This is a genomic window from Vibrio sp. B181a (assembly GCF_030248375.1).
Taxonomy (GTDB): Bacteria; Pseudomonadota; Gammaproteobacteria; order Enterobacterales; family Vibrionaceae; genus Vibrio; species Vibrio campbellii.
The window spans coordinates 68,990-94,954 of sequence record NZ_JAHGAD010000012.1; the positions used below are offsets into that span (position 1 = coordinate 68,990).

The following is a 25,965-nucleotide window of genomic DNA, read 5'->3' on the forward strand; positions in this document are numbered from 1 at the left end:
TCTCCAATATGTTTTTTTTTGTTGACTTTCTTTGTCACAAATTCTTTCGTTTTGTCTACTCTTTTTTCTTGTTTTTATTGAGAAAAATGTGATTTCGATTGCTCACAGAAAATTTATTTTTCCAATAAAAAAGAGGCTGAATTGAGATATCAATAACAGCTTTAGAACAAATATTTTTGTCTATCGTAAAGAGCGGTAAATTTTGTTGTATGTACAACATTGAGTAATTATCATCCCGACTAATATTTGCTGACTTTTTATTGAGTCGCGTTTTTTAGTTAGGAAGAGAGAATTTTCATGACACGTAGAAGCACGCTATCGCTCTTGATTGCGTCGAGCCTATTATTGGTCGGGTGTGAACAGAGCCAAGAAGGACAAGCGCAAGGTGGTCCAGCACCGACACCAGAAGTGACGGTAATGACGGTTGAACCTGTTCGCCAAGCGCTAACAGTAGAACTGCCGGGTCGCAGCCGAGCGTTTAAGGAGGCAGAAGTTCGCCCTCAGGTAACGGGTATTATTTCTGAGCGTAATTTTGAAGAGGGTGGTGTGGTTGAGCAAGGTCAATCGCTTTACCAGATCGACGATTCTACGTTCCAAGCTGATCTATTAAGCGCAGAAGCTGAACTGATCCGTGCTCAAGCTTCGGAAGAATCGACGTACTCAACAGTTCGTCGTTACCGTGCGTTGATCACTAAGAAATCGATCAGCCAACAAGATCTCGATGAAGCAGAAGCGGCTTACAAAGAAGCGAAAGCGCAAGTGTTGGTAGCGAAAGCGAGAATCAATACGGCGAAGATCAATTTGTCTTACGCACAAGTGAAAGCACCAATCAGCGGTGTGATCAGCAAGTCTAACGTAACGGCGGGTGCGCTGGTAACGGCAAACCAAGCGGCGACGCTAACGACTATCCAGCAGCTAGACCCAATCAATGTTGATATCGTGCAATCTTCTGCTCAGTTACTCCGTTTGAAAGCAGCGATGTCACAAGGCCACTTGCAAAAAGACGAATCCGCTCAAGTAACACTAACACTTGAAGACGGTTCGACTTACGCACACAAAGGCACCATGAAGTTTACCGAAGTGAACGTAGACGAAAGTACGGGCAGCGTAACGCTACGTGCAGAATTCGCGAACCCAGATGGTTTATTGCTACCAGGCATGTTCGTGCGCGCAACGGTAACAGTAGGTGTGGACCCTGTGGCGATTCTTATCCCACAAAACACAGTAACGCGTGACGCAACGGGTAAAGCCTCAGTAATGACGGTGGGTGCAGACAATAAGGTGTCTATCACTCCAGTGACGACGGCTGAGTCTATTGGTAACCAATGGCGCATCACAGAAGGTTTGAAAGTGGGGGATAAAGTCATCACCACCGGCCTACAGATGATCCAACCGGGTAACCCAGTGACTATTCAATCAGGTGAGCAGGCATAATCATGGCACGATTTTTTATCGATCGTCCGGTATTTGCTTGGGTACTTGCGATTCTGACCATGTTGGCGGGCGTGATGTCCCTGTTCAACTTGCCGGTTTCTCAATACCCGACGATTTCACCGACCACGATCTCTATCAATGCCCGTTACCCTGGTGCTTCTGCGAAAACCGTAGAAGACTCAGTGACTCAGGTTATCGAGCAAAACATGACGGGTCTGGACTACCTACGCTACCTAAACTCGAGCAGTGATGCGTTTGGTAACGCGACCATTACGCTGACGTTTGATAGCGAAGCCGATCCAGATATCGCGCAAGTTCAGGTGCAAAACAAGCTGCAATTGGCGATGACGTCGCTTCCGATGGAAGTACAAAGCCAAGGTATCATCGTAAACAAATCCAACACCTCATTCTTGATGGTTGTGGCGGTTTACTCTGAAGACCCTGACTTCACAGAAAACGACATCGGCGACTTTGTTGTTACCAATATTCAAGATCCGATCAGCCGTGTAACGGGCGTAGGCCAAGTGCAAGCGTTTGGATCTCAATACGCAATGCGTGTTTGGCTAGACCCATTCAAACTGACGCAGTTCAATCTAACGGCAATCGACGTCGCGAACGCTATTCGTGAGCAGAACGCACAGGTTTCTTCTGGTCAGTTAGGTGCAGCGCCTGCTCAGTCTGGTCAGTTGCTTAACGCGACGATTTCTTCAGCAAGCCGTCTAACCAGCGTGGCTGAATTTAGAAACATCATTCTGAAATCAGAAGCGAACGGTTCGAACGTTTACCTGAAAGATGTGGCACGTGTTGAGCGCGGCGCAGAAAGCTACGATATCAAAGGTCAGTACAATGGCTTCCCAGCGGCAGGTCTTGGTATCTCGCTAGGTACTGGTGCGAACGCGCTAGAAACAGCAGAAGCTGTAAAAGAACGTCTTGGCCAGTTAAGTGCGACTTTCCCAGACGGCTTGAAGATCGCTTACCCGTTTGAAACAACGCCATTCGTTGATGCGTCGATCAAAGAAGTAATCAAGACACTGCTTGAAGCGATCGTGCTGGTATTCTTGATCATGTACCTGTTCTTGCAGAACTTCCGTGCAACGATCATCCCGACGATTGCGGTTCCGGTGGTATTGCTGGGTACGTTTGCGATCCTTTACGCGACTGGCTTTAGTGTTAACACCTTAACCATGTTTGCGATGGTTCTTGCAATCGGCTTGCTGGTGGACGATGCGATCGTTGTGGTAGAGAACGTGGAACGTGTAATGCACGAAGACGGTCTCGATCCAAAAGAAGCGACGAAGAAGTCGATGGGGCAGATCACTGGCGCGCTAGTAGGTGTTGGTTTGACGCTGTCTGCGGTATTTGTACCGATGGCATTCATGTCTGGCTCAACCGGTGTTATCTATCGTCAGTTCTCTATCACCATCGTAGCGGCGATGACGCTATCGGTATTGGTGGCGATCATTCTTACTCCGGCACTTTGTGCGAGCTTGCTGAAAAAAGGCGATGCGGAATTTTCGGATAAGAAAGGCTTCTTCGGCTGGTTCAACCGTAAGTTTGATGCGGCAACGGCGGGTTACGAAGCGGGCGTAGCGAAAATGCTAAAACGCACTGGTCGTATGCTATTGGTGTTCGCGGCAATGAGTGCCGGCGCAGGTTGGTTATTCATGAACCTACCAACATCGTTCCTGCCTGATGAAGACCAAGGTACCGTGTTCTCAATGGCAATTTTGCCACCGAACTCGACTCAAGAGCAGACAGAAAAGACACTAGAAAAAGTCCGTAACTACTTCCTAGAAGAAGAGAAAGACAACGTTGCGTCAGTGTTCTCGGTAGCGGGCTTCAGCTTCGCGGGTCAAGGTCAGAACATGGGTATGGCGTTTATCGGTCTGAAAGATTGGTCAGAACGTGAAGCTCCGGGTTCGGATGCGGCTTCGCTGACAGGTCGTGCGATGGGTTACTTCTCAACGATTAAAGAAGCAATGGTGTTTGCGTTTGCGCCACCGGCGATTCAAGAGTTGGGTAACGCGACTGGTTTCGACTTCTATCTACAAGACTCAACCGGTAACGGTCATGAAGCGCTTGTGGCGGCCCAATACCAAATCCTAGGTATGGCAGCACAAAACCCGAAACTGGTGGGTGTACGTCCAAACGGTCAGGCAGATGCGCCGATGTACCAAGTGCATATCGACCACGTAAAATTGCGTGCGCTTGATGTGAGCATTAACGATGTAAACCAAATCCTCGCTTCGGCATGGGGTGGTGCGTACATCAACGATTACATCGACCGCGGGCGCGTGAAGAAGGTAATGGTGCAGAGTGATGCTGAACACCGTATGCAGCCGAAAGATTTCGACTCATGGTACGTGCGTAACTCACAGGGTGAAATGGTGCCATTCTCGGCATTCGCAACAGGTGAGTGGACCTACGGTTCTCCGCTATTGCAACGCTTTAACGGTCTACCTGCGATGAACATCCAAGGTGGCGCGGCTCCAGGCGTAAGTACTGGTGAAGCGATGGCAGAAATCGAAGCCATGGTAGAAAAACTGCCTCCTGGCTTTACGGTGAACTGGAACGGCATCTCTTACGAGGAACGTCTGTCTGGTAACCAAGCGCCAATGCTTTACGCGCTGTCGATTCTGGTTGTCTTCCTTGTACTAGCAGCACTTTATGAGAGCTGGTCAGTACCATTCGCGGTTGTGCTTGTAGTGCCTCTAGGTGTGCTGGGTGCGGTACTTGCGGTCATGACTCGCGGTATGGATAACGACGTTTTCTTCCAAGTAAGCTTGTTGACCACTGTTGGTCTGGCAACGAAGAACGCGATTCTTATTGTGGAATTTGCTAAGGAATACTACGAGAAAGGCGCGGGCTTGATTGAAGCAACGCTGCACGCAGTACGTGTTCGTCTTCGTCCTATCATCATGACCTCGCTTGCGTTTGGTCTGGGTGTAGTGCCACTGGCAATCAGTGCGGGTGTAGGCTCTGCGGGTCAAAACGCGGTAGGTACAGGTGTACTTGGCGGTATGGTAAGTGCGACCTTGCTTGGTATCTTCTTCGTGCCGGTGTTCTTCGTCGTGGTTGAGCGTTTGTTTGACCGCCGCGCGAGAAAAGAAGCACAAAAAGAGCAAGTGGAATCTACTTCACAACCAACGGCAAGCCAAGAGTAAGACTTAGCGCTAAAGACTAAGTTATACTATTGCTAATAAGTACAAGAAAAGGGCGCTTCGGCGTCCTTTATTTTTGGATTCAATTGGATAGTTTGCGTTTGAGGTGAAATACTGAGCCAAGAGCGTGTGGCAATTAGATTCCTGATCTCGCCTAGGCTCGTCGGAATGACGGGGTGTTGCTCTTTCGGTTATGTTTCTCGTCATTCCCGAAAGCGACGAAGGAGCGTAGTCGGGAATCTCTTGTAAGCACAGGGCCGTTGGCATTGTTGTGCTTAACGAGTGTTGAAAGAGATCCCCAACTCGCTCGTCCCTCGCTCTTGAGGATGACGGACGTAGGGTCTCTGAGGCTCATCAGAATGCTCGAAATATTGAATTGAGCATGTAACTCAACAACGCGCATTCCCGAAAGCGACGAAGGAGCGTAGTCGGGAATCTCTTGTAAACGCAGTACTATCCAAATGAAAACAAAGCCGAAAGTAGAATAGGCAAGTATGAAAGATCAGAAGATTTCTCCGATATCCGTGTTGGATCAAAGCCCGATGTTTGTGTGCAGCGTGATGAACCGAACCTTCCGCAATCGCGCCCAAGCAGAGCTATCGCGTCAGGACTTAATGACGTTGGAAATGGCGAGTGCCTTGGCGGCGTTAGAAGAGTTTCAACCAATGAGCCAGCAAGAGTTAGCGGATGCGGTACTAACAGAGCGAAGCGTCGCAAAACGCATGGTGGATAACTTAGAGAAGCGCGGCTTTGTTCAAGTATCTAAGTGCGAGACCAATCAAAGACTGAAGATTCTGACGCTCACCAAAGAAGGGGTAGAAGCGGTACGCAAAGTGCACCGCATCATGACTAACCTCAAGCAAGATTTTTTCTCTTGTCTGACGGAAGAGGAATCCGAGGAATTCTTCCGTTTGGTCCGTAAAATGACATTAGCCAACCATCCCTAATTCTTCATTTCAGATGATGGCGAGCCACTTAGCTTTCTGTGAGGAAGCGGTTCGCCACTTCAGCTTCTTGCTTCTTCATTAATTGATGCGCAGTCAGCATGTGCTGTTCCATGATGTGCTTGGCTTTCGACGCGTCGCCTTTACGTAATGCTTCCACCAATGAACGTTGGCTTTGCACGCCCGTGTGCCACAGCTTGTGGTTACCCGGTTCATACAGCTTGCGATAAATCGTTAGCTCAGTAAGCATCTGCGCAGTAAAACGAACCACAAACTTCAGCAACTCGTTGCCAGAATAGCTCGCTAAGAGGCTGTGAAACTCAATCGATGCAATGTGGTGCTCACGCTCTTGATACACGTCTTCTGGTGGGGTTTGGTATTTATCAATTTGCTGATCGAGTCTAGCAAGTTGTTCATTAGTCAATGTGCCCGCCAACGATGCCGCGATCTCTGGCTCTAGCGATAAGCGGATTTGGTACAGGTCAGAAATCGAAACGTCTTTGAAGAACAGGTAGTTGCTTAACAGTGCCTGAGCTTTGTTCTCGCTCATTTCACTCACGAACACACCGCCTTTTGGCCCGGTCTTGGTCGAGATAATACCTTGTGCCTCTAGGATGCGCATGCTTTCACGCACCGTGCTTTTTGACGCATCAAAAGTTTCCATCACGTCGACTTCGCTTGGGAGACGATCGCCAGGTTGCAAAGCTTTATCGACAATCCACGCTTTGATCGATTCGGCCAGTTGTTGAGTTCTACGTCCTTTTGCGTTGCTCGCCACATTATCCTCGCTGGGTTATCTCGCGGTATCTATTGAATTCTGAAGGAAATTCAAAGGATGTCACCTGTTTTCTGCGTTTCTCTTTTTGGAAAAAGCGCGCACTGCTGATTATGAAACCATCCGATTATCGATCGAATCGCTCTCACAAAAAAGCCTATTTATCATGATAAATGTCTTTCATTTGATATTTATCATGATAAATTAAAAATAAACATGGTTAGAAAAAGAGCGATTCAAAATGGAAAAATTTGTAGAAACTGCCAGCCTAGCGTGGGAATGGTTGGAAGACATTGCTCAGTGCAGCCAAACCCAAGACCCAGATAGCGAAGGTGTTACTCGTTTGTGTGCCAGTGAAGAGCACGCGAAAGCGAATGAAAAACTGCGCGAGTGGATGCTGCTGTCTGGTATGGAAGTGCGCATGGACAATGCTGCAAACCTTATGGGTCGCTACCACAGCCCAAATCCAAATGCACAGACGCTGATTTTTGGCTCCCACCAAGACACCGTGCCAAATGGCGGTAAATACGATGGCATCTTGGGTGTGATTCTACCGGTTGCGTTGATTCACTATTTTCATCAGCAGAAACTCGAGTTTCCATTCAATATCGATGTGATCGCTTTCAGTGATGAAGAGGGCACTCGATTCCAATCGACATTGCTCGGTTCAAAAGCGATATCTGGCACATTCGATCCAAGTGTGTTGGACGCACAAGATGCCAATGGCGTGAGCATGCGTGAAGCATTGACGTCGTTTGGTTGCCATCCAGAGCAAATCGAAAAAGACGCTTACGACAAAGATAAAGTGCTTGGTTTTGTAGAACTGCACATTGAGCAAGGTCCGCAGCTTGAACAAGCGAACCTGCCAGTCGGTGTGGTTACTGCCATCACGGGGATTGAGCGTCATACCTTGTCGATTGTTGGTAAAGCCGGACACGCAGGCACAGTGCCAATGGACATGCGTCAAGATGCGTTAGTCGGGGCTGCTCAGGTCATCCACATGTTTGATCAACTGTGCAAACGTGAAGACGACCTAGTGGGTGTCGTGGGCAAAATTGCCAACTTCCCGAACGGCGTGAATGTGATTCCTCAGCAAACGGACATCACCATTGAGCTGCGCTCACCAAACGATGCTTCTCGCATTGCTGCGCGACAAGAAATGTTGGCGAATATCGAAACCTTGATGGCGCAGTACAACCTCGCGTATCGCCACGAGCAAACTTATGAGCAATCGGCCGTAACCTGTTCGGATTCACTTTCTGCGGCGCTGACTCAAGCGATCGCGCTATCCAACATTGACACTAAACACCTATTCAGTGGCGCAGGTCACGATGGTCTAGCAGTGTGCGAACTGACGGACATTGCAATGCTGTTTATGCGTTGTACAGATGGGGTTAGTCACCATCCTGATGAAGCGATTTTGCAACAAGACCTTGTTGCCGCAGTTGAGGTGCTGAACCACTTCTGCATGCTGATGAAACACCAATAAAAGCGAAATAACACAAAAGAGGGTGGGGATTCATCCTCTTTTTTACTTTCAAAACCAAGACTTGGTTTTAGCTTGTGAACGTGAAGGCCCATACCAATGGGTTTTCATTCCTATACTAAGGAGAGATTTTGTTATGGATATGACAAAGAAGATGGAGACAACACAGAAGAAGGCTTGGTACAAAAGTATGCCGGACCCAATGGTCCTGATCTTTATGATCTTGGTGGCAACGTATCTACTGACCTTTGTTGTTCCTGCCGGGGAATTCTCACGTGTTGTGGTAGACGGTCGTACTACCGTTGTGCCTAACTCATTTGCTTATCTGAGTGATGTGCCTGCGGTGCATTTCTTTGATATTTTTGTCGCGATTCCGAAAGGTTTGATCAGCGCGGCGCCTTACCTGTTCATCGTATTTATCGCGGGTGGCTTGTTCCACATCTTGCAACGTACTGGTGCGCTAGAGAACGCAATCGGTGTTGCGGTAAACAAAGCGGGTGTGAAGAACCGTAATCTGATCATCACCATCGGCACCTTTATTTACGGTTTCTTTGGCGTGGCGGTAGGCTTTGAGAACAACATCGCACTTGTTCCGGTTGCAGTTCTTATTTCTGCAGCCGTTGGTTACTCAAGTCTTGTAGGTACGGTAATGGCAGTGGGCGGTATCGGTGTGGGCTTTGCACTGTCACCAATCAACCCTTACACAGTGGGTGTGGCTCAAGGTATTGCTGAACTGCCTACTTTCTCAGGCGCTTGGTTGCGTGCAGCGATGGTAATTGCTTCTCTTGCATTGCTGTCTTACTACATCTGTACTCGTGTGGCGAAGATGGAGTTTAAAGAGCCAGATTCAGCAGAAGGCTTAAGCAAAGATCTATCGGAATACCACCTAGAGAAGAAAGACAAACTGACGCTAGGCGTATTCCTAGCTGGTCTTGGTGTGATGCTTTACGGTGTATTTGCCAACGGTTGGTACATCAACGAGATAGCAGGTCTGTTCTTATTGATGGCGATTGTGATCGGCGCAGTCAACGGCTTAAGTGCGAATGGCATCGTCAAGCAAATGATGGAAGGTGCATCGGGCGTAACCGCAGGCGCATTGGTGATTGGTGTTGCGGCATCGATTCAAATCATCCTCGACCAAGCACAAATCATCGATACCATCGTTAACGCGTTAAGCTCACTGATCCAAGATATGCCGATTGCCATCTCTGCGATTGTCGCGAGTGTGGTGCAAGGTGTGATCAACCTATTCGTGCCATCGGGTTCTGGTCAGGCAATGGTGACCATGCCAATCCTAATTCCTGTGGCAGACCTAACTGGTATGAGCCGTCAGCTAATGATCACGGCATTCCAAGTGGGTGACGGTCTTACTAACCTTATTGTACCGACTTCTGGTGGTACGCTTGCGATGTTGGCGCTAGGTCGCGTCTCTTACGAGCAGTGGCTCAAAGCTATCATGCCATTTATGGTGTTTGTTTACGCACTGTGTTGGTTGGCATTATTTATCGGACAAATGGTTGGCTACTAACGTCTTTTTTATATCGAGAATCTATGACGATTTCACTTATTCACGTTAACCCAGAAACAGGGTTATCGGCTTCCATTACAGCGACTGGCGGCGTTGCCGTCGGTGGCTACGTAAACCACAGTTGGCGTGGGATTGGCGCGTGTGCCACCCAAGGTTTGTTTACTAACCCTTGGTATGCAGACAATGCCAATCGATGGTTATCTCAACGGCTCTCTTGCCACGATGTTGTTGAACGTCTGAAAGAGAGTGACGCCGAGTTTGCCAAGCGACAATGCATGGTGATGGATAAGCACGGCCATGCGGCGTTTATCAATGGCGAAGAGAACATCGCGCACGTGGGCTCTCTTGCGTATCAAGACGTAGCGGTTGCGGGCAATATGCTAGAAAATAACGCTGTTATTGAGGCGTTTGCTGATTCTTTCATGGCTCAGACGATGCTTAATGCAGAGCAAGTGCGAATGGGGGACAAACCTCAATATCGTGATGATTACGAGGCAACACTGGCGGAAGTTCTGGTTAACGCATTAGAAGCGGCATTGGCAGCGGGCGGCGATAAGCGCGGTACGTATTCTGCCTCTCTTCGTATCGAGAGCTACACGCAAGCGCCGATTGATATTCGTGTCGATTGGTCTGACGACAGCTTGATAGAAGACATGAGAAAGGTACTGAGCCGCGTGCGTGCACCCAGCTTTCAAGAGTTTCTTAGCGGATTGCCGAATCAGTAAGTGACCAAAAGTACAAACATAAAGCCTCAGTTCGCTGAGGCTTTATTGTCTCTATTGGTATCTTTCTAGTTATTCGTGGTTTTCTAGCTGTTCATGCCTCTCCAGCCACTCGCACCGCTTCTTCCATTCGAGCGTTTAGATTAAGCCATACGCTTTTAAAATCACAATTCCCACGGTACAAGTCACCGTCGAAAGCACGGTAGTTAGAGCGATAATGTTCGCCGCCAAGACAGAATTACCTCCCATCGAGCGTGCCATAACGTAGCTTGCTGCCGCAACAGGAGAGGCGTTCATAAAGAACATAATGCCAAGCTCAATCCCTCTAAAGCCGACAAAATACGCGCCTGTGGTAATCGCGATAGGAGCAACGATCAGTTTGTAGCTACTTGCAAACCAAGACGGCCCTTTCTCTTTCTTCATTAAACTTAAATCGAGTGAGCCTCCGGTACACAACAGGGCGAGGGGAAGCGTCATCTTCGACAGATAGTTGCCCGCATCAATCGCGACATCAGGGACTGGGATAGACAGAAGATAGAACACCATGCCAGAAACAATCGAGATGATCAGCGGATTGCGGGTTAAGGTTCTCATCATCAGTTTGGCGGCTTGAGATCCAGACGTAGCTCCTTTGGGAGACAAACAAATCACCGCTTGCACGTTATAGATAAAGGTCGTTACCGCGACATAAAGCGCAGCCAGAGCCACGCCTTGAGAACCGTAAGCATTCGCCACATAAGCAATACCTATGATACCTGTATTGGCCCGAAAGCCACCTTGAATCAAAACACCTTGATCTGGTGAAGATTTGAAGAACAGTTTGACGGAAATATAGGTGAAGATGAAAAACGAAATGCTGGCAACAATGCCGTAATTGACAAAGCCACTGGCTGCGGAGAAGTCGTGCTCGGAGACGACGATACTCAAAAATAACATCGCAGGCAGCGTGACCTGAAACACCAGTTTAGAACCGACTTCGATAAAGTTGTCGTTGATAAGCCCAATGCGTTTGAAAATAACGCCCAACACCAACATTAAGCAGATGGGGCCAGTGATCGACAACGAGAATTGCAACTGATGTAAAACAGCATCCATGAGTGTATCCGCAGCAAAAAAGTGTTCTTTCTAGTTATTCCCCAATGGAACCATAACTTAACGATGGGAAACAGTGGGGTGATGATATTTTCTTCAGTAATTGCGGGGTTCTGGCAAAGATTAGAGGGAAAAGGCTCGACATTTTCGCTCCAAATAGTGCGTTCATTGTGTAAATCGTTTTGCTCCTCACATACGTGTACAGAGTCTTTTATTGCTAAAATTATCACTAGTGATTTGCGAACGGATAACCTCATGATGGGTAAAGTACTTTGTATCGCTTTGTTTCTTTTGTCTTTTTCATTTTCCACTCCTGCTTTGGAATTGTCGCCGCTAAGGGCCGAGCCTTATGTCGGGGATTTGGAAGTGTTGAAGGAGAAAAAAGCCGTTCGTATTCTCGTCTCTGCTGATCTCGGTTTTTACTACATCCAAAACGGCAAGCCGAAAGGCATCATCTCTGAACTCATTCATGAACTTGAAAGCCACTTGCACAAGAACAACAAGGCGATAAACATTCAGGTGATTCCTGTGGCGAGAAATGAGCTCATCCCCAAACTGATCTCTGGATATGGCGACATCATCGTGGCGAACTTAACCGTCACCAATGAGCGTAAAGAGCTAATTGCATTCAGCGCGCCAGTGCGGGAGAACGTCTCGGAAATCATCGTAACTAACGGCAAGCACTCTGACATAACAACCATTGATGAACTGAGTGGTTTAGACATCTGGGTAAGAGAGAGCTCCAGCTATCACAAGAGCTTAACGAAGGCGAACAACTACTTAAGCATCAAAAAGAAGCCGCTCATCAATATCATGTTTCTTGATGAGATCATTCAAGACTATGAGATCCTAGAGATGGTCAGCGCTGGCTTTATCGATGTTACCGTGCTTGATCGGCATAAAACGGGCATGTGGGGCAATATCTTCCCTGATGTTATTTTCCATGATCAATTGACGGTAAGAGACAATGCGCAAATTGCTTGGGGGATAAGAAAAGACTCCCCGCAACTTGAGCAAGCGGTAAACAAGTTCATCAAGCAAATCAGGATTGGCACCTTATTCGGCAATGTGGTCAATGAAAGGTATCTAGAAAACGACAAGTGGTTAAAGAAGTTCCTCAAGCGAGAGAATGTGACGCGCGCTAAAGAGCTTTGGGATATCTTCTATCTCTATGCTCAAGAGTATCAGTTCAACCACTTATTGATGATGGCGCAAGGCTTTCAAGAGTCGGGGTTGAATCAGAATGTTATCTCGCACAAAGGTGCCGTGGGCATCATGCAAATATTACCGACTACTGCACGAGACAGAGCAATAAACATCTCCAATATCTACGAAAAAGAGCCCAATATTCACGCGGGCTTGAAATACATGCATTATCTGAGGAAGTATTTTTTTAACGATGAGGCGATAAGCGAAAGCGACGTTATTTACTTCTGTCTGGCGGCTTACAATGCAGGGCCCGGCAACATCAGAAAGATGAGAAGAATCGCAGAAGAAAAAGGCTATGACCCAAATGTATGGTTCGATAATGTGGAAGTGGTGACGCGACAATACATAGGGATGGAGCCAATACGCTATGTGACTAACATTAACCGCTACTTCATTGCGTATAAACTTTTAGAGCGATTGAACAACCGCCGCAGTGAGCTTGAGCCTTACCTTCATCCACCTTACAAACGTTCTGCGATTAAGCTCTATTATTAGTTCGCAATTGTCCGTTTGCCTTTTCCTGACTCGAATACATTCAGTTCGAACTGATGGACTTTAAACTCGCGGCTCTCGAAGTCATTAACGAGAACCTCCCTGCCGAGTGCGCAGAGAGGTTCTTTGTTTTGCTCAATATGCTTTATAGGTCGAAGCGATCGTTATTCATCACTTTCACCCACGCGGCCACAAAGTCTTGCACAAACTTCTCTTTGTTGTCGTCTTGAGCGTAAACCTCAGCGTAAGAGCGAAGTACGGAGTTAGAGCCGAACACCAAATCCACACGTGACGCTGTCCATTTTGTTTGGCCAGAAGCACGCTCACGGATTTCGTATTGGTTGTCACCGGTTGGATGCCATGTGTAGCTCATATCGGTGAGGTTGACGAAAAAGTCATTGGTCAGAGCGCCGACGTTATCGGTGAACACACCTTGGCTCGTACCGCCATAGTTCGTGCCGAGAACGCGCATACCACCGATAAGCACCGTCATCTCGACGGCGGTCAATTGCATCAACTGGCTGCGCTCCAGTAAGAGCTCTTCCGCAGTGACCACATAATCGGATTTCAGCCAGTTGCGGAAGCCATCATGAATGGGCTCCAGCACATCAAATGAATCCGCATCCGTCATGGCATCCGTGGCGTCTCCGCGACCTTGGCTAAATGGTACAGAGATGTTCATCCCCGCATTCGATGCCGCCTTCTCGATGCCTACGCCGCCAGCAAGGACAATTAAATCCGCCATGCTGATAGGAGAGTGATGCGTCGTGCGAATTGAATCCAGTACGTTGAGTACTTTCTGCAACCTGTCTGGCTCGTTACCTACCCAGTCTTTTTGTGGGGCAAGACGAATACGAGCGCCATTTGCACCGCCGCGACGGTCAGAGCCGCGGTAAGTACGTGCGCTGTCCCATGCTGTGGAAACGAGATCAGCAATGCTCAATTCGCTATTGAGAATCGCCATCTTCAGTGCATCGATATTGTCTTCAGATAGGTAGTAAGACACCGGTGGTACAGGATCTTGCCAAATCAAATCTTCCGCTGGCACATCCGGGCCAAGGTAGCGAGACTTAGGGCCTAAATCGCGGTGTGTTAGTTTGAACCAAGCGCGAGCAAAACAGTCTTCGAACTCTTTTGGATTGTCACGAAAGCGCTCTGCAATCTTGCGATATTCTGGGTCATACTTGAGCGCCATATCCGCATCGGTCATCATCGGATTATGGCGGATGCTCGGGTCTTCCACATCCACGGGCATGTCCTCGTCTTTGATGTCTACCGGCTCCCATTGGGCGGCACCAGCAGGGCTCTTGGTGATTTCCCAATCGTAGGTGAACAGCAAGTTGAAGTAGCCGTTATCCCACTTCGTTGGATGCGTCGTCCACGCGCCTTCAACACCACTTGTGACGGTATCACGTCCTATGCCTCGAGAGGTCTTATTAAGCCAGCCAAAACCTTGGTCTTCAATTTCTGCGCCTTCAGGCTCTGGCCCAAGTACCGAAGCATCGCCATTACCATGAGCTTTACCCACGGTATGACCGCCAGCGGTTAGCGCAACTGTTTCTTCATCGTTCATTGCCATGCGCGCAAAGGTGACTCGCATGTCGTGTGCGGTTTTGAGTGGGTCTGGTTTGCCATCGACGCCTTCTGGGTTCACGTAAATCAAGCCCATCATCACCGCGGCGAGTGGGTTCTCAAGATCGCGCTCACCAGAGTAACGGTTATTCTCACCGCCGCTCGGTTGCAGCCACTCCTTCTCTGCGCCCCAGTAGATGTCCTTTTCTGGATGCCAAATGTCTTCACGGCCGCCTGCAAAACCGAACGTTTTAAAGCCCATCGATTCATAAGCCATGTTACCAGCAAGAATCATTAAATCGGCCCAAGAGAGCTTATTGCCGTATTTTCTTTTGATTGGCCACAATAGACGTCGTGCCTTGTCTAGGTTGCCGTTATCAGGCCAACTGTTGAGTGGCGCAAAACGCTGGTTCCCTCGGCTCGCACCGCCACGGCCATCCGCAATTCTGTACGTACCTGCTGAGTGCCACGCCATGCGAATCATCAAGCCGCCGTAATGGCCCCAATCCGCTGGCCACCAATCTTGGCTGTCGGTCATAAGATCTTTCAGGTCTTTTTTCACTTCCTCGAAATCGAGCGAGTTAAATGCGTCGGCATAGTTAAAATCCGCGCCCATTGGATCGGTCTTATGATCGTGCTGATGAAGAATGTCGAGGTTGAGGCTTTTCGGCCACCAATTGAACTCGCTAGCTTGTTGGTTAGTATTCGCTCCATGCATAACAGGACATTTGGAGTGATGGTTTTTGTCGCTCATCTCTTGCTCCCTGACTGGGGTTAGTGTCCTGACAGTTTAGTTACGAGTTACATATTTCGCCTTCGTGGTTTCGCTCTATTTTTCAAGGTTTTGGTCAAAAGATGATCCGCGTCATCCTTATCCCATTTAACAGTATTTGATGCTAAATAAGTTCAGTTCTTATCCATTAAAAATCGAAATAATCGGTTTCTCACCGAAGAGTCTAAACTGCGCTTTTTAAAAAAGGTACCTGTGTAAATCATGTTGGCTTTCATTGAACTTGTTCTAACGTCATCACACTTCTCGGACGAAGTGGTTTAAGTTTTGGCCAAAAATCGTAAGGCTGTATTCAGCAGAGTGAATCGAAGAAAGTGTGATGTATCGATTTACCGAAAAGGATTTACCACTGTCCCACTCAATATGAGAACGGAGCAAGTAGCGTTGCTCGGTGATCTAAAGTCGAGAAGTAAAGGATGAGAAGCAAACAAAACAAAGCGGTATTGTGCGCATTTGTATCAGGCAGCCTGTTTGGCGCCGCTCTGGTCATCGCCATGTATATCCAGATTTGATGCGGTGTTGGCGAACGTGTTAAAACTGAAAAATCAAATTGTACAAGGAGTAGGGTTGTTTTCAGCTCTGCTCCTTGTTAGGTTAAAAGGCATGAAAACGACATTTACTCCTTCATCAAACTTCTTCTGGTGGCGCTCTAATTAGAGCGGCGCGGAATCCTGACATTCTTACGCTGCTGGACGGTAGCTAAGCGTGTCTTGTCTTTTTTATCTCCAGTAGCGATCTAAATTTATTCGGAGATAAGTTATGAACACCACACAAAATACCCAACAACGCGAAATCATTCTTACTGGCGACCGAGCGACAGGCCCATTGCATTTAGGCCATTACGTTGGCTCTCTGCAACAACGCGTTGCACTGCAATCTCAACATGACCAAACCATTCTGGTTGCCGACATGCAGGGCTTAACCGATAACGCGCATAACCCTTCCAAGGTTTCTTCCAATATCTTAAACGTGGTGGCCGATTATCTCGCTGTGGGCATCGACCCGACTCAAACCACCATCTGTCTGCAATCTCAAGTGCCAGCGCTTGCTGAACTGACCATGTATTACAGCAATCTTGTTTCAATTGCGCGATTAGAGCGAAACCCGACGGTAAAAAATGAAATTCAAAACAAGGGCTTTGAGCGTTCGATTCCGACTGGCTTCCTAACTTACCCAATCTCGCAAGCGGCCGATATCACCGGCTTTCATGCAACCTTAGTCCCTGTTGGTGATGATCAACTGCCGATGCTAGAACAAACCAATGAAATCGTAAGAAAGATAAACCATCTTGGCGGAAAAGAGATTCTGAAAGAGTGTCGTCCGCTGCTGAGTGACGCGCCACGTTTGCCAAGTACTGATGGTAAAAACAAAATGTCGAAAAGCATGGGTAACGCCATTAACCTAGGCGCGACAGAGAAAGAAATCTCAGCCGCCGTAAAGTCTATGTACACCGATCCAAACCACTTACGCATCGAAGACCCAGGCCAAGTAGAAGGCAACATCGTGTTCACTTATCTTGATGCGTTCCATACCGATAAAGCGTATGTGGAAGAGTTAAAAGCGCACTACCGTCGTGGTGGATTGGGAGACGGCACAACCAAGAAAGTATTGGAAGAGTGCTTACAAGAAATGCTGCGACCAATTCGAGAAAAACGTGCGATGTTCTTAGACGACAAAGCGCAGCTGATCGACATACTGAAACAAGGCAGCCAACGCTCACGTGAGAAAACGGAACAAGTCCTGTTTGATGTGAAAGGCGTATTCGGTTTGAACCTGTTTTGAAGCCGCTTCCGGTGACAGCGAGCTCTGCATAAGTTCCAGCTCGCTGTACCCAGATTCCTAGTCGCGCCTAGGCTTGCTGGAATGACCCGTTTTAGGTTTGGGTGGTGGTTTATAGGAGCTCATTTCAAACAGAGGCTCCCAACAGCGTCATTCCCTAGAGCGAAGAATGAGCGAGAAGGGAATCTCATTTCACACACATGATCGAAATGTCGTCATTCTGAAAAGCGAGGAACGAGAGTAATTCAGAATCTACCTACCAAGTGCTGTTGAATCCGGATGTTCTCTTAAAATTCCAGCTCGCTGTACCCAGATTCCTAGTCGCGCCTAGGCTTGCTGGAATGACCCGTTTGAGGTTTGGGCGATGGTTTATAGGGACTTAACTCGCAATGAAACTCCCAACAGCGTCATTCCCTAGAGTGAAGAATGAGCGAGTAGGGAATCTCATTTCACACACATGATCGAAATGTCGTCATTCTGAAAAGCGAGGAACGAGAGTAATTCAGAATCTACCCACCAAGTGCTGTTGAATCCGGATGTCCTCTTAAAGTTCTAGCTCGCTGTACCTAGATCCCTAGTCGCGCCTAGGCTTGCTGGAATGACCCGTTTGAGGTTTGGGCGATGGTTTATAGGGACTTAACTCGCAATGAAACTCCCAACAGCGTCATTCCCTAGAGTGAAGAATGAGCGAGTAGGGAATCTCATCGTTATATTTGCTCAGAAAAACCAGCCATTAACCTGCAAAAAACGCGCGACGAAAATCGGCTACCGCTTGTTGGTAATAACGTTGCCACTCGGAATCTGACCAATTCGCGTGGCTGGTGGCTCTTTGCGATGCCAGCCTTAATTCCAGTTGCTGCAACTCACTTTGATAATCGCGTACTTGCTGCTTTTGCTCTGTAACTTGCTGCTCTCGGGCTACTATCTCTTCACTCTCTTGCTCAGAAAGGTAGCTCTGTTGAAATGCCTGAATCAACGCCTCACGCTCTGATTCTGTTACGCCGTCAGGAATCAATGCGACTGCACGCTCATACTTGGCTTGATGGCTCTCTAAACCCAACGCGGCTTCACTGCCTTGCCACGTTTGGAGCAAATCTTCGTAGGCTTGCACATAGTCTTGAGCGGGAGTTGAAGCCAATTGCTCGGCTTGCACACTAAAATCGTACAGCGCGAATTCATCAGCAAAAATCACTTCTGCCAGTTCACCCCAAATCTTTTTTGCTTCTGATTTGAGAAGTGCGATACGAGACGCCAGCGGCTGTTGCTCATCAAACAATAAATTTCCCAAGCTTTGCTGCCAAAGGCTATTGAGCTGGTGGTAATTCGCTAGCAGGGCAAAACGCTCCGCAGACAAATGCGCTTCAAGCTCAGCCAATTGAGATTCGCAGTTGTGGTCAGACATACACGTATGCCAAAACATCTCTATCTCTTCTTTGAATGCTCGTCCTTTGAGCTCACTCAAGCGCTTAGCCATGGCCTCAATCGGAGAGGGCGTCTCTTTGGCTTTCGGTACGATGACCTTACCAGTCGATTGACTCACCGCTAAAGAGGCACCTTCGTTCGTTTGGGGTTCAGAAGTCTTTTCCGGTGTAGAGGATAACGGCAACAAGCTATCACGCTTGCCTCCATTGGCTGAAAACCAAATTGTGCCCGCCACCACAGCGGACACAGTAATTAACGCGATTGGCTTCATGGCTTGAGCACTGTACTAACTGGGAAGTGATCCGACAGATTGTAATGCTTCCATAGGCTTGCTGCCGTTGAGCGTGGAACATCTACGCGGTTATCGTTAAACGACTTCGCGCCATATTCACTACTCACCATCACGTAGTCGAGGTACTCCACATTGTCGCCACCAGATAACGCTTTGCCTGCAAAGTTGTTAATGCGCGGGTCAAACGTCGACGCGGTATAACCGGAATACTCAGGCTCAACCGCGCTGAGGTTCGCGATCATCTGTTGGTAATCACCAGGAAACTTCAACTTATTCACATTGAAGTCGCCGCTGTAAACCACGGTTTCATTGGCTGGGATATTCAAGGATTTAGCCATCGCACGCATCTGCTTGAACTGACGCTGACGATGCTCACGCGCGATGTCGGTATCAGAAGAGGCGGCATGAGTAGCAAAGACATGGTAAGCCTGACCACCTTTAATGATCTCCGCATAATTTATGCCCTTGTCGGCGAAGCAGTCAGTACTAGAACAATCGGGAAAGACGTACTGCGCCTGATTCACGATAGGGTAGCGGCTCACAATCGTCACGCCGCCGTCATGAATGTTGAAGCCATCTTTATCCAGCATTTTGGTTTGATATGGGTATTCTTTAGCAAGCTCACGCAAAAACGCCTCTCGTCCATCCGCAAACACCTCTTGCAGCGCTACCACGTCGTAACCTCTCACGTATTCAGGAATCAGCTCGTAGCGGTCACCAATGTGAGAAGCCACCGCTGGCAGTGCCCAAATGTTGTAAGTCACCAACTTAAGGTGCTGTTCGTTATCATCGGCAATTTCATCGACCTTGTTCGGCGTGATGGTGTAATACAAGTCATCATAGCGCGCAGTTTTGTCAGATTTAAAAGCCAGCTCGGTTGTACGAGTACCAAATGCATCGGTAGCAGAGCGGTGGATGTTGCGATCATCTTTTAATGCCAGAACCACATCGGCAGCGGATACGCCATATTGTATGGTGGAGTTATACCAATGGCCGTCCATCACTTGCTTTAAAGTAATGCTTTCACCCAAGGGGTTAGAAACGACGGTCTCGAAGCGATACTGCTGACCGTTTCGAACGCCTTCCCAGCGGTTAAAACTCAAAATTGATTTGGTTTCCCACGGGCCAAGCACTTGCACATGTTGTTGCCACTCTTCGCCGTACTCCAATAAGTCGCTGCCCTCGTGAGTGACTTGAATCGTTAAAGGTTGGTCCGAGTTATTCGTTAGGTATACATCGGTATCTGCGAAGCTTGGCAGTGCGAGTAAGCCACTTAGCCAAATAATCCATTGTGTTAGTTTCATCTGTCTGTCCATATGTCGAATTAGGGTTATTATTCTTATTGATAATTATGACTAGCACGTTAAATATGGATGACAGCAAACCGCACGTCGGACTTTGATAATAAGTTGTGATCTTTGTTTAGTTAGAGATGCAATATCGAGCATTTTGTTTACCCTATGCTGCTCTCTATCTATATGAAAATAAACGATTGTCACCACAAAAACTTCTTGTGAAAAATGAGAATGTTTACCGCATATAAACCTGATTGATTGTGATACCGTTAGCGTATGTATCGGTCGGAATACCGCCGCTATTGGCGATGGTTTTTCTCACTGAGTAGTACACATACAAGGTTTTACTATGAGAGTTTTTGGACACATACCCGATACAGAAATCGGTGACATGTTTGAAAATCGAGCCGCGTTAGCCAAATCTGGCATTCATCCTCCAACGCAGGCTGGTATTAGTGGTGGCGCTAAAGAAGGCGCTGATTCAATCGTACTTTCCGGCGGTTATGAAGACGACGAAGATTTTGGCGATGTCATCATCTATACCGGAGCTGGTGGTCGTGACGAAAACACCAATAAACAAATTGCCGATCAAAAATTAGAACGCACCAACCTCGCTCTAGCTAGAAACAAGCTGGAGGGTTTACCCGTCCGAGTTACTCGAAGTCATAAACACCAAAGCCATTATTCTCCTGCTAAAGGTTACCGATATGCAGGCTTATATCGCGTTGAAGATTATTGGTGCGAGCAAGGGTTATCCGGCTTCAAAGTATGGCGCTATAAACTTATCCAAGTTGATTCGGAACCTGCGGCAGAGGTGCAAGACGCAGCCAAAGCACGTTATGAGGTAACGTCTCGCCAAGCAGTAACGATCAATAAGATCGTCCGAGATTACAGAAAGGCAAAGCAGGTGAAAGACTGGCATCAATACCAATGCCAGGTGTGCGGCTTAGCCATTGATACAGGAGCGGGTTTTTACGCTGAAGCTGCCCATATTAAACCGCTGGGTGAGCCGCATCGCGGCCCTGATGTTGTCGAAAATATTCTGTGTTTATGCCCAAACCATCATGTGATGTTTGATAACGGCGTGTTCTCAATCGCGGATGACTTCAGTTTGATTGGTCTAGAAGGGCAATTAACGCTGAACAAGAAACACAAGATAGAACAGAAGTTTCTTCAATATCACCGAGAGCACTATTTTAAGATTTAGTTACCAACCATAGACGACTAGTTTTGTTAAAGTAGCAAAGAAAAAATCTAGAATGGAATCTTAATATATGGAAATCACATGCCATTGCGGGAACATCGTTGTTCAAGCTGAGGTACCGAAAGAGATAGCCTCATGTAATTGTTCTATCTGCCGTCGATATGCGGCTTATTGGGCGTACTATTCTCCTGAGCAAGTTTCGGTTCGCTATGTGAAAGAGCCTTCGGTGTTTTACATCTGGGGCGACAAGGAAGTTGAGTTTCACCGCTGTAATGTATGTGGATGCATGACTCACTATGTGACGACAGAAAAGTGTGACGTTGATGTTGTTGCCATCAATATGAGGATGGCAGAAGAGGAAATCTTGCAAGATATCCCGCTGAGACTCATTGATGGTAAGCGTTATTAACCGAGAGCCAGACACACCGTCTGGCTTTTTTATGATTAGATTTTATCTTTGATATTTCAGTCAGTTGCGTAACGTTTTCGTAGAGAGATAATCGGCATATTTAGTAATTAGTTTATAAATTAGAGCATAAAATCTATTTCCTGAACTGACTTCATAAATTTTATGCAACTGAATTCACCATTCCGATTGTAAGGAATATAACAGCGGCCTCAATTATTAAATCAATCAATGAGTGTCGTTATGTCTCATACCCGTCTATTCCCACGTCATCGCTTGGCGTTAGCTTGTATGCTCGCCAGTGTTTCCAGTTTCTCATTTGCTGAAGAGCAGTGTGAAGTCCCTGCGCTCAAGCAAGCTCCGGATCTCGCATCTGCGGTCTCTGCTGCCACTTATCATTGTTACGAATCTTGGTTTTCTGCCCCTGCTGATTCTTTAAATGATATCTACAGTGAAGCGAGCTTAAGTCGCATTCAGACCGCTCTGAATCGAGCCATTGCAAGTTATCAAGGTGAGGCAGAACAAGCACGCCAATTGGAAAACCTAGGTGAGTTCGTACGCGCGGCTTATTACGTTCGCTACAACGCGCAACAGCCAGATTATTCACAAGGGCTGAGCCAAGGTTTTGCCCAATCGACGAATGCGTTCCTTGCGAACCGTCATGCTTTAGACCAAGGGCTTGAGCAAGTAGGTGCAATGAAGAGCCTGACTTTGATGGTCGACAACGTGAAGCAACTGCCGCTCACGATGGAATCTCAACTTGCAGCACTTCGCCACTTTAACCCACAAACTGCGCAAGATACGCAGTGGGTTGATGGGTTGAATAACCTCTTTCGTGCTATGTCTGGCCATGCTGTGCGAGACGATTTTTATCGCTACATGGCAGACCACAATCAGCACATAGAAGTACTGATAAAATTCGCTCAGCAAAACGAGTGGGCACTGGATACCGACGCGAGTTTTCTTGTGTATAACGCGGTGCGTGAAGTGGGGCGTCTGCTTGCCAGCCCTTATTCTTCAACTCGTACCGCGGCATTGAGAGAGATGCAACGAGTGATGGAGCAATATCCGCTGGGTAGCAAGCATGACAAGCTATGGTTAGCCGCGGTTGAGATGATGGGATACTACGCACCAGAAGGTTTAAACGGTCTCGACTTAGACCAAGCCAAGCGAGATCTAGCTGCACGTGTTCTGCCGAATCGGTATGAGTGTGATGGCCCGGCAATCATTCGTTCGCAAGATTTGACTCAAGCTCAGGCCGTGGAAGCGTGTGAGGTTTTAGCAGCGAAAGAGGCGGACTTCCATAAAGTGGCGAATACAGGTCATCAACCGGTAGCAGACGACAACAATGAACGAGTAGAAGTGGCGGTGTTTGCTGGCAAGGCGAGTTACGCGGACTACTCATCGTTCTTGTTTGGTAATACCACCGACAATGGCGGTCAGTATCTGGAAGGTAACCCGGCAGAAACAGGCAACGTGGCGCGCTTTGTGGCTTACCGTTACAACAATGGTGACGAGCTTTCTATTCTTAACTTGGAGCATGAGTACACGCACTACCTCGATGCGCGATTCAACCAATATGGCTCGTTCGGCGATAACTTGGAGCACGGTTACATTGTATGGTGGCTAGAGGGGTTTGCAGAGTACATGCATTACAAGCAAGGCTACGATGCGGCGATTGGCTTGATTGCAGAGGGCAAGATGAGCCTGTCTAAGGTGTTTGCGACCACTTATTCTCCAGATACTAATCGCGTATATCGCTGGGGCTATCTCGCGGTGCGCTTTATGTTGGAAGAACATCCGCAAGAGGTGGAGAGTTTGCTTACGCTCTCTCGTTCTGGTCAGTTTTCTGAGTGGGCGAGGCAGGTCCGATTGCTGGGTGAGCAATACGATGGTGAGTTTGAACGCTGGTTAGGTTCCGTTTCTAATGAGCCTGAGCCACCTAAGCCGAACCCAGATCCAAATCCGGGCGAGCCGACAGAACCTTCTGACCAAGTTATTAAGCTTACCGCGAACCAGAGTGTGGTGCTGAGCGGTGCGGCTTACAGTGAGCAGTTGTTCTACGTTGATGTGCCTGAATACACGACTCACTTTGAAGTCGAGATCCAAGGCGACGCTCAAGGTGATGCAGATTTGTACATGAGCTTTGAGCAAGAAGCGCATTACTACGATTTCGAGTTCAGCCAATATGGCGCGGGAAGTAATGAAGTTGTGACGTTTGAGCTAGAGCCATCGGGCTACATTAAGCCGGGCCGCTATTATCTGAGCGTCACAGGTCGTTCTGAATTTAATGCGGTGACGCTAAAGGCCTCATTGGAAACTGAGGCGCCAACACCAACAACGCCGGAGCGAGATGATTTAACGCCTGTGGTATTGGAATCAGGTAAACCGCAGACGCTCACAGTACTAGAACGACGCTATGCGGCGGTTTATGTACCGCAAGGTGTTCAAGAAGTGCGTGTATGGCTGATGGATACAAACGGCAATGCTGGCAATGGTGATGTGGACCTGTATGCGAGCCAAGCTTACTGGCCTACCGCAGATCAGCATGAATACTCATCTAACTACACAGGCAGTAATGAGTTTCTGCAAATTCCAGTGACTGAGGCGGGCTATTTGCACTTCATGTTGGATGCGCCGCAACAAGGGGATGAAGTTGAGATGATGGTTTACTTTCACTAACCGTTACTCTGAACAAGTATCGATGTAAAACAAAGCCGGACACTGCGTCCGGCTTTTCGGTTTAGATGTATCTGTGTTCAAGGCTTTGGTCTGTTTAGATTGAGCTCTCGATTTTTGTCTTTCTAGTGACTTTCGCCTGTTTGGTGACTTCGCCATCGGCAGAATAGGCCAGTTTGCCAGCTATGTAGGTTGCTTCGACGTTTCTCTCATCGCCCAACATCATTAATGCAAAGAGCTTATCTTCCAAGCTTTTGGAATGTTGGTAACGCAACTTCTGCAAATCCGTTGCTGCCCAGTTGAGGACAACGAAGTCGGCTTCTTTTCCTGCTTCAAAATTGCCTATCTTGTCATCAAGGCTAAGCGAGATCGCCCCGCCGAGTGTAGCTAAGTACAAGCCTTTAAATGCGGACAGCTTCTTACCCTGTAACTGCATGATTTTATAAGCCTCATTTAAGGATTCTAACTGAGAAAAACTGGTGCCTGCGCCTACATCGGTGCCCAAGCCAACGCGTACATCTTTCTGTTCCGCTTTTTCTAAATCAAATAGGCCACTACCGAGGAATAGGTTGGACGTAGGGCAAAAGGAAATGACGGAATCGGTACGCTGAAATGCACTCCATTCTTTGTCGGTCAGGTGAACGGCATGGGCGAAGATAGAACGCTTGCCAGCTAAGCCATAATGTTCGTAAACATCGAAGTAGCCCTCACGGTCGGGGAAGAGCGACTTCACCCATTCGATTTCATTTTTGTTTTCTGACAAGTGGGTATGCACATAGACATCTGGATACTCAGCTTTGAGTTTCCCGGCAGCCGTTAATTGTTCGGGCGTCGAGGTAGGGGCAAAGCGTGGAGTAATGGCGTATTGCAATCGTCCTTGGTTATGCCATTTGTTGATCAGGCTTTTGCTTTCTTGATAGCCCGTTTCAGGTGTGTCGAGTAGGTAGTCTGGCGCGTTGCGATCCATCATGACCTTCCCTGCAATGATACGCATGTTCTTATCTAACGCTTCCTCAAAAAGCGCTTCCACCGATTGAGGATGAACAGTGCCAAACACTAATGCGCTGGTGGTGCCGTTTTTCAGCAGTTCATTGATAAAGAACTGAGAGATGGCTTTGGCGTGGGCTTTGTCCTCAAACTGTTTTTCCGTTGGGAAGGTGTAGGTTTCTAACCATTCCAGCAGCTGCTCGCCATACGCGGCAATCATCTGAGTTTGTGGGTAGTGGATGTGTGTGTCGATAAAGCCCGGCACGATGAGTTTTCCCCTGTGATCGACAATCTCTTGGTACTGTGTCGAATCGCTTTCACTGAACGCTTTGATGGCTTTGATATGACCATCTTCAATCACTAATAAACCGTCTTCAAAATACTGATAGGCATCGGGAAGGTGTTCAACTTTGGCTGGATCGTTGATGAAATGTAATAGGCTAGAGCGGATTGCGGTGATGTCCGCCGCCGCTTGCGAAGAGAAGAAAGCCGTACCGAGTAAAGATAGAAGGATCGCGTTTTTGTTCATAAGTCACTCCATTGAATCGTTTAAAAATCCATGGTTTTTGACTTATCAGAACAAGTCCTTGTCAATAGAGTGTAACAACCGAAAACCATTAAAAGCACAGTCACTACAGCGAGATGTGTGCCAGATGTCCGTTTGAGCTCTCAGAGCAGACAGAATGGGGCTCGGCG

At 47.7% G+C, this 25,965-nt stretch carries 17 protein-coding genes; 11 read left to right on the forward strand and 6 right to left on the reverse strand.

The annotated features are described in order from the left end of the window. The first annotated feature begins 297 nt into the window (after nucleotides 1-297). From KIO97_RS06520 to KIO97_RS06530, 3 genes are all read left to right on the forward strand, one after another. A complete protein-coding gene (locus tag KIO97_RS06520; RefSeq protein ID WP_285381590.1) occupies nucleotides 298-1,434 on the forward strand; it encodes an efflux RND transporter periplasmic adaptor subunit in 1,137 nt (378 codons plus the stop codon). Nucleotides 1,435-1,436: 2 nt separating this feature from the next. After that, nucleotides 1,437-4,598, forward strand: coding sequence for an efflux RND transporter permease subunit (locus KIO97_RS06525; protein ID WP_045397915.1), 3,162 nt, complete (start codon nucleotides 1,437-1,439; stop codon nucleotides 4,596-4,598). A 491-nt stretch (nucleotides 4,599-5,089) separates the two neighbouring features. Then, nucleotides 5,090-5,542, forward strand: a complete 453-nt coding sequence (locus KIO97_RS06530; RefSeq protein WP_285381593.1) for a MarR family winged helix-turn-helix transcriptional regulator — start codon at nucleotides 5,090-5,092, stop codon at nucleotides 5,540-5,542. 28 nt (nucleotides 5,543-5,570) lie between these two features. On the opposite strand, the gene KIO97_RS06535 is transcribed toward KIO97_RS06530, so the two are convergent. Next, entirely contained in the window at nucleotides 5,571-6,317 is a 747-nt protein-coding gene (locus KIO97_RS06535; RefSeq protein WP_285381595.1) for an FCD domain-containing protein, read from the reverse strand. Between the two features lie 238 nt (nucleotides 6,318-6,555). Between KIO97_RS06535 and KIO97_RS06540 the strand changes: the two genes are divergently transcribed. The 3 genes from KIO97_RS06540 to KIO97_RS06550 all read left to right on the forward strand — a co-directional run bounded on the left by KIO97_RS06540 (nucleotide 6,556) and on the right by KIO97_RS06550 (nucleotide 10,053). Next, nucleotides 6,556-7,803, forward strand: a complete 1,248-nt coding sequence (locus KIO97_RS06540) for an allantoate amidohydrolase (RefSeq protein WP_285381598.1) — start codon at nucleotides 6,556-6,558, stop codon at nucleotides 7,801-7,803. Nucleotides 7,804-7,936: 133 nt separating this feature from the next. Continuing rightward, complete coding sequence (locus KIO97_RS06545) at nucleotides 7,937-9,328, forward strand: YfcC family protein (protein WP_005426186.1); 1,392 nt, start codon at nucleotides 7,937-7,939, stop codon at nucleotides 9,326-9,328. A 23-nt stretch (nucleotides 9,329-9,351) separates the two neighbouring features. Further along, a complete protein-coding gene (locus KIO97_RS06550) occupies nucleotides 9,352-10,053 on the forward strand; it encodes a DUF1028 domain-containing protein (protein WP_285381601.1) in 702 nt (233 codons plus the stop codon). A gap of 135 nt (nucleotides 10,054-10,188) precedes the next feature. Here the strand turns inward: KIO97_RS06550 and KIO97_RS06555 are convergent, their stop codons facing one another. Beyond that, complete coding sequence (locus KIO97_RS06555; protein WP_285381603.1) at nucleotides 10,189-11,145, reverse strand: AEC family transporter; 957 nt, start codon at nucleotides 11,143-11,145, stop codon at nucleotides 10,189-10,191. Nucleotides 11,146-11,397: 252 nt separating this feature from the next. On the opposite strand from KIO97_RS06555, the gene KIO97_RS06560 reads away from it, so the two are divergent. Further along, a complete protein-coding gene (locus KIO97_RS06560) occupies nucleotides 11,398-12,846 on the forward strand; it encodes a lytic transglycosylase F (protein WP_285381604.1) in 1,449 nt (482 codons plus the stop codon). A gap of 142 nt (nucleotides 12,847-12,988) precedes the next feature. On the opposite strand, the gene katG is transcribed toward KIO97_RS06560, so the two are convergent. Next, on the reverse strand, nucleotides 12,989-15,169 hold the full coding sequence (katG, locus tag KIO97_RS06565) for a catalase/peroxidase HPI (RefSeq protein WP_285381606.1): 2,181 nt from the start codon (nucleotides 15,167-15,169) through the stop codon (nucleotides 12,989-12,991). 795 nt (nucleotides 15,170-15,964) lie between these two features. Between katG and trpS the strand changes: the two genes are divergently transcribed. Beyond that, the gene (gene trpS / locus KIO97_RS06570; protein ID WP_045368461.1) at nucleotides 15,965-16,987 is read left to right on the forward strand and encodes a tryptophan--tRNA ligase; all 1,023 of its coding nucleotides are present in this window, start codon (nucleotides 15,965-15,967) and stop codon (nucleotides 16,985-16,987) included. 730 nt (nucleotides 16,988-17,717) lie between these two features. On the opposite strand, the gene KIO97_RS06575 is transcribed toward trpS, so the two are convergent. Together KIO97_RS06575 and KIO97_RS06580 are read right to left on the reverse strand one after the other, a co-directional pair. Continuing rightward, nucleotides 17,718-18,677, reverse strand: a complete 960-nt coding sequence (locus tag KIO97_RS06575; protein WP_285381608.1) for a chromosome partitioning protein ParA — start codon at nucleotides 18,675-18,677, stop codon at nucleotides 17,718-17,720. Further along, complete coding sequence (locus KIO97_RS06580; RefSeq protein ID WP_285381610.1) at nucleotides 18,674-20,002, reverse strand: sphingomyelin phosphodiesterase; 1,329 nt, start codon at nucleotides 20,000-20,002, stop codon at nucleotides 18,674-18,676. The genes KIO97_RS06575 and KIO97_RS06580 overlap by 4 nt, the downstream gene beginning before the upstream one ends. Nucleotides 20,003-20,342: 340 nt before the next feature. Between KIO97_RS06580 and KIO97_RS06585 the strand changes: the two genes are divergently transcribed. From KIO97_RS06585 to KIO97_RS06595, 3 genes are all read left to right on the forward strand, one after another. After that, the gene (locus KIO97_RS06585; RefSeq protein WP_285381612.1) at nucleotides 20,343-21,200 is read left to right on the forward strand and encodes a YDG/SRA domain-containing protein; all 858 of its coding nucleotides are present in this window, start codon (nucleotides 20,343-20,345) and stop codon (nucleotides 21,198-21,200) included. A gap of 67 nt (nucleotides 21,201-21,267) precedes the next feature. After that, a complete protein-coding gene (locus KIO97_RS06590; protein WP_038889541.1) occupies nucleotides 21,268-21,606 on the forward strand; it encodes a GFA family protein in 339 nt (112 codons plus the stop codon). Between the two features lie 240 nt (nucleotides 21,607-21,846). Continuing rightward, nucleotides 21,847-24,285 carry a M9 family metallopeptidase gene (locus KIO97_RS06595; protein WP_285381615.1) on the forward strand — a complete coding sequence of 813 codons (2,439 nt, stop codon included), beginning with the start codon at nucleotides 21,847-21,849 and terminating at the stop codon, nucleotides 24,283-24,285. Nucleotides 24,286-24,379: 94 nt separating this feature from the next. On the opposite strand, the gene guaD is transcribed toward KIO97_RS06595, so the two are convergent. Beyond that, nucleotides 24,380-25,798 (reverse strand): guanine deaminase, encoded by a 1,419-nt coding sequence (gene guaD, locus KIO97_RS06600; protein WP_285381617.1) that lies wholly within the window; start codon nucleotides 25,796-25,798, stop codon nucleotides 24,380-24,382. Between the last annotated feature and the right edge of the window lie 167 nt (nucleotides 25,799-25,965).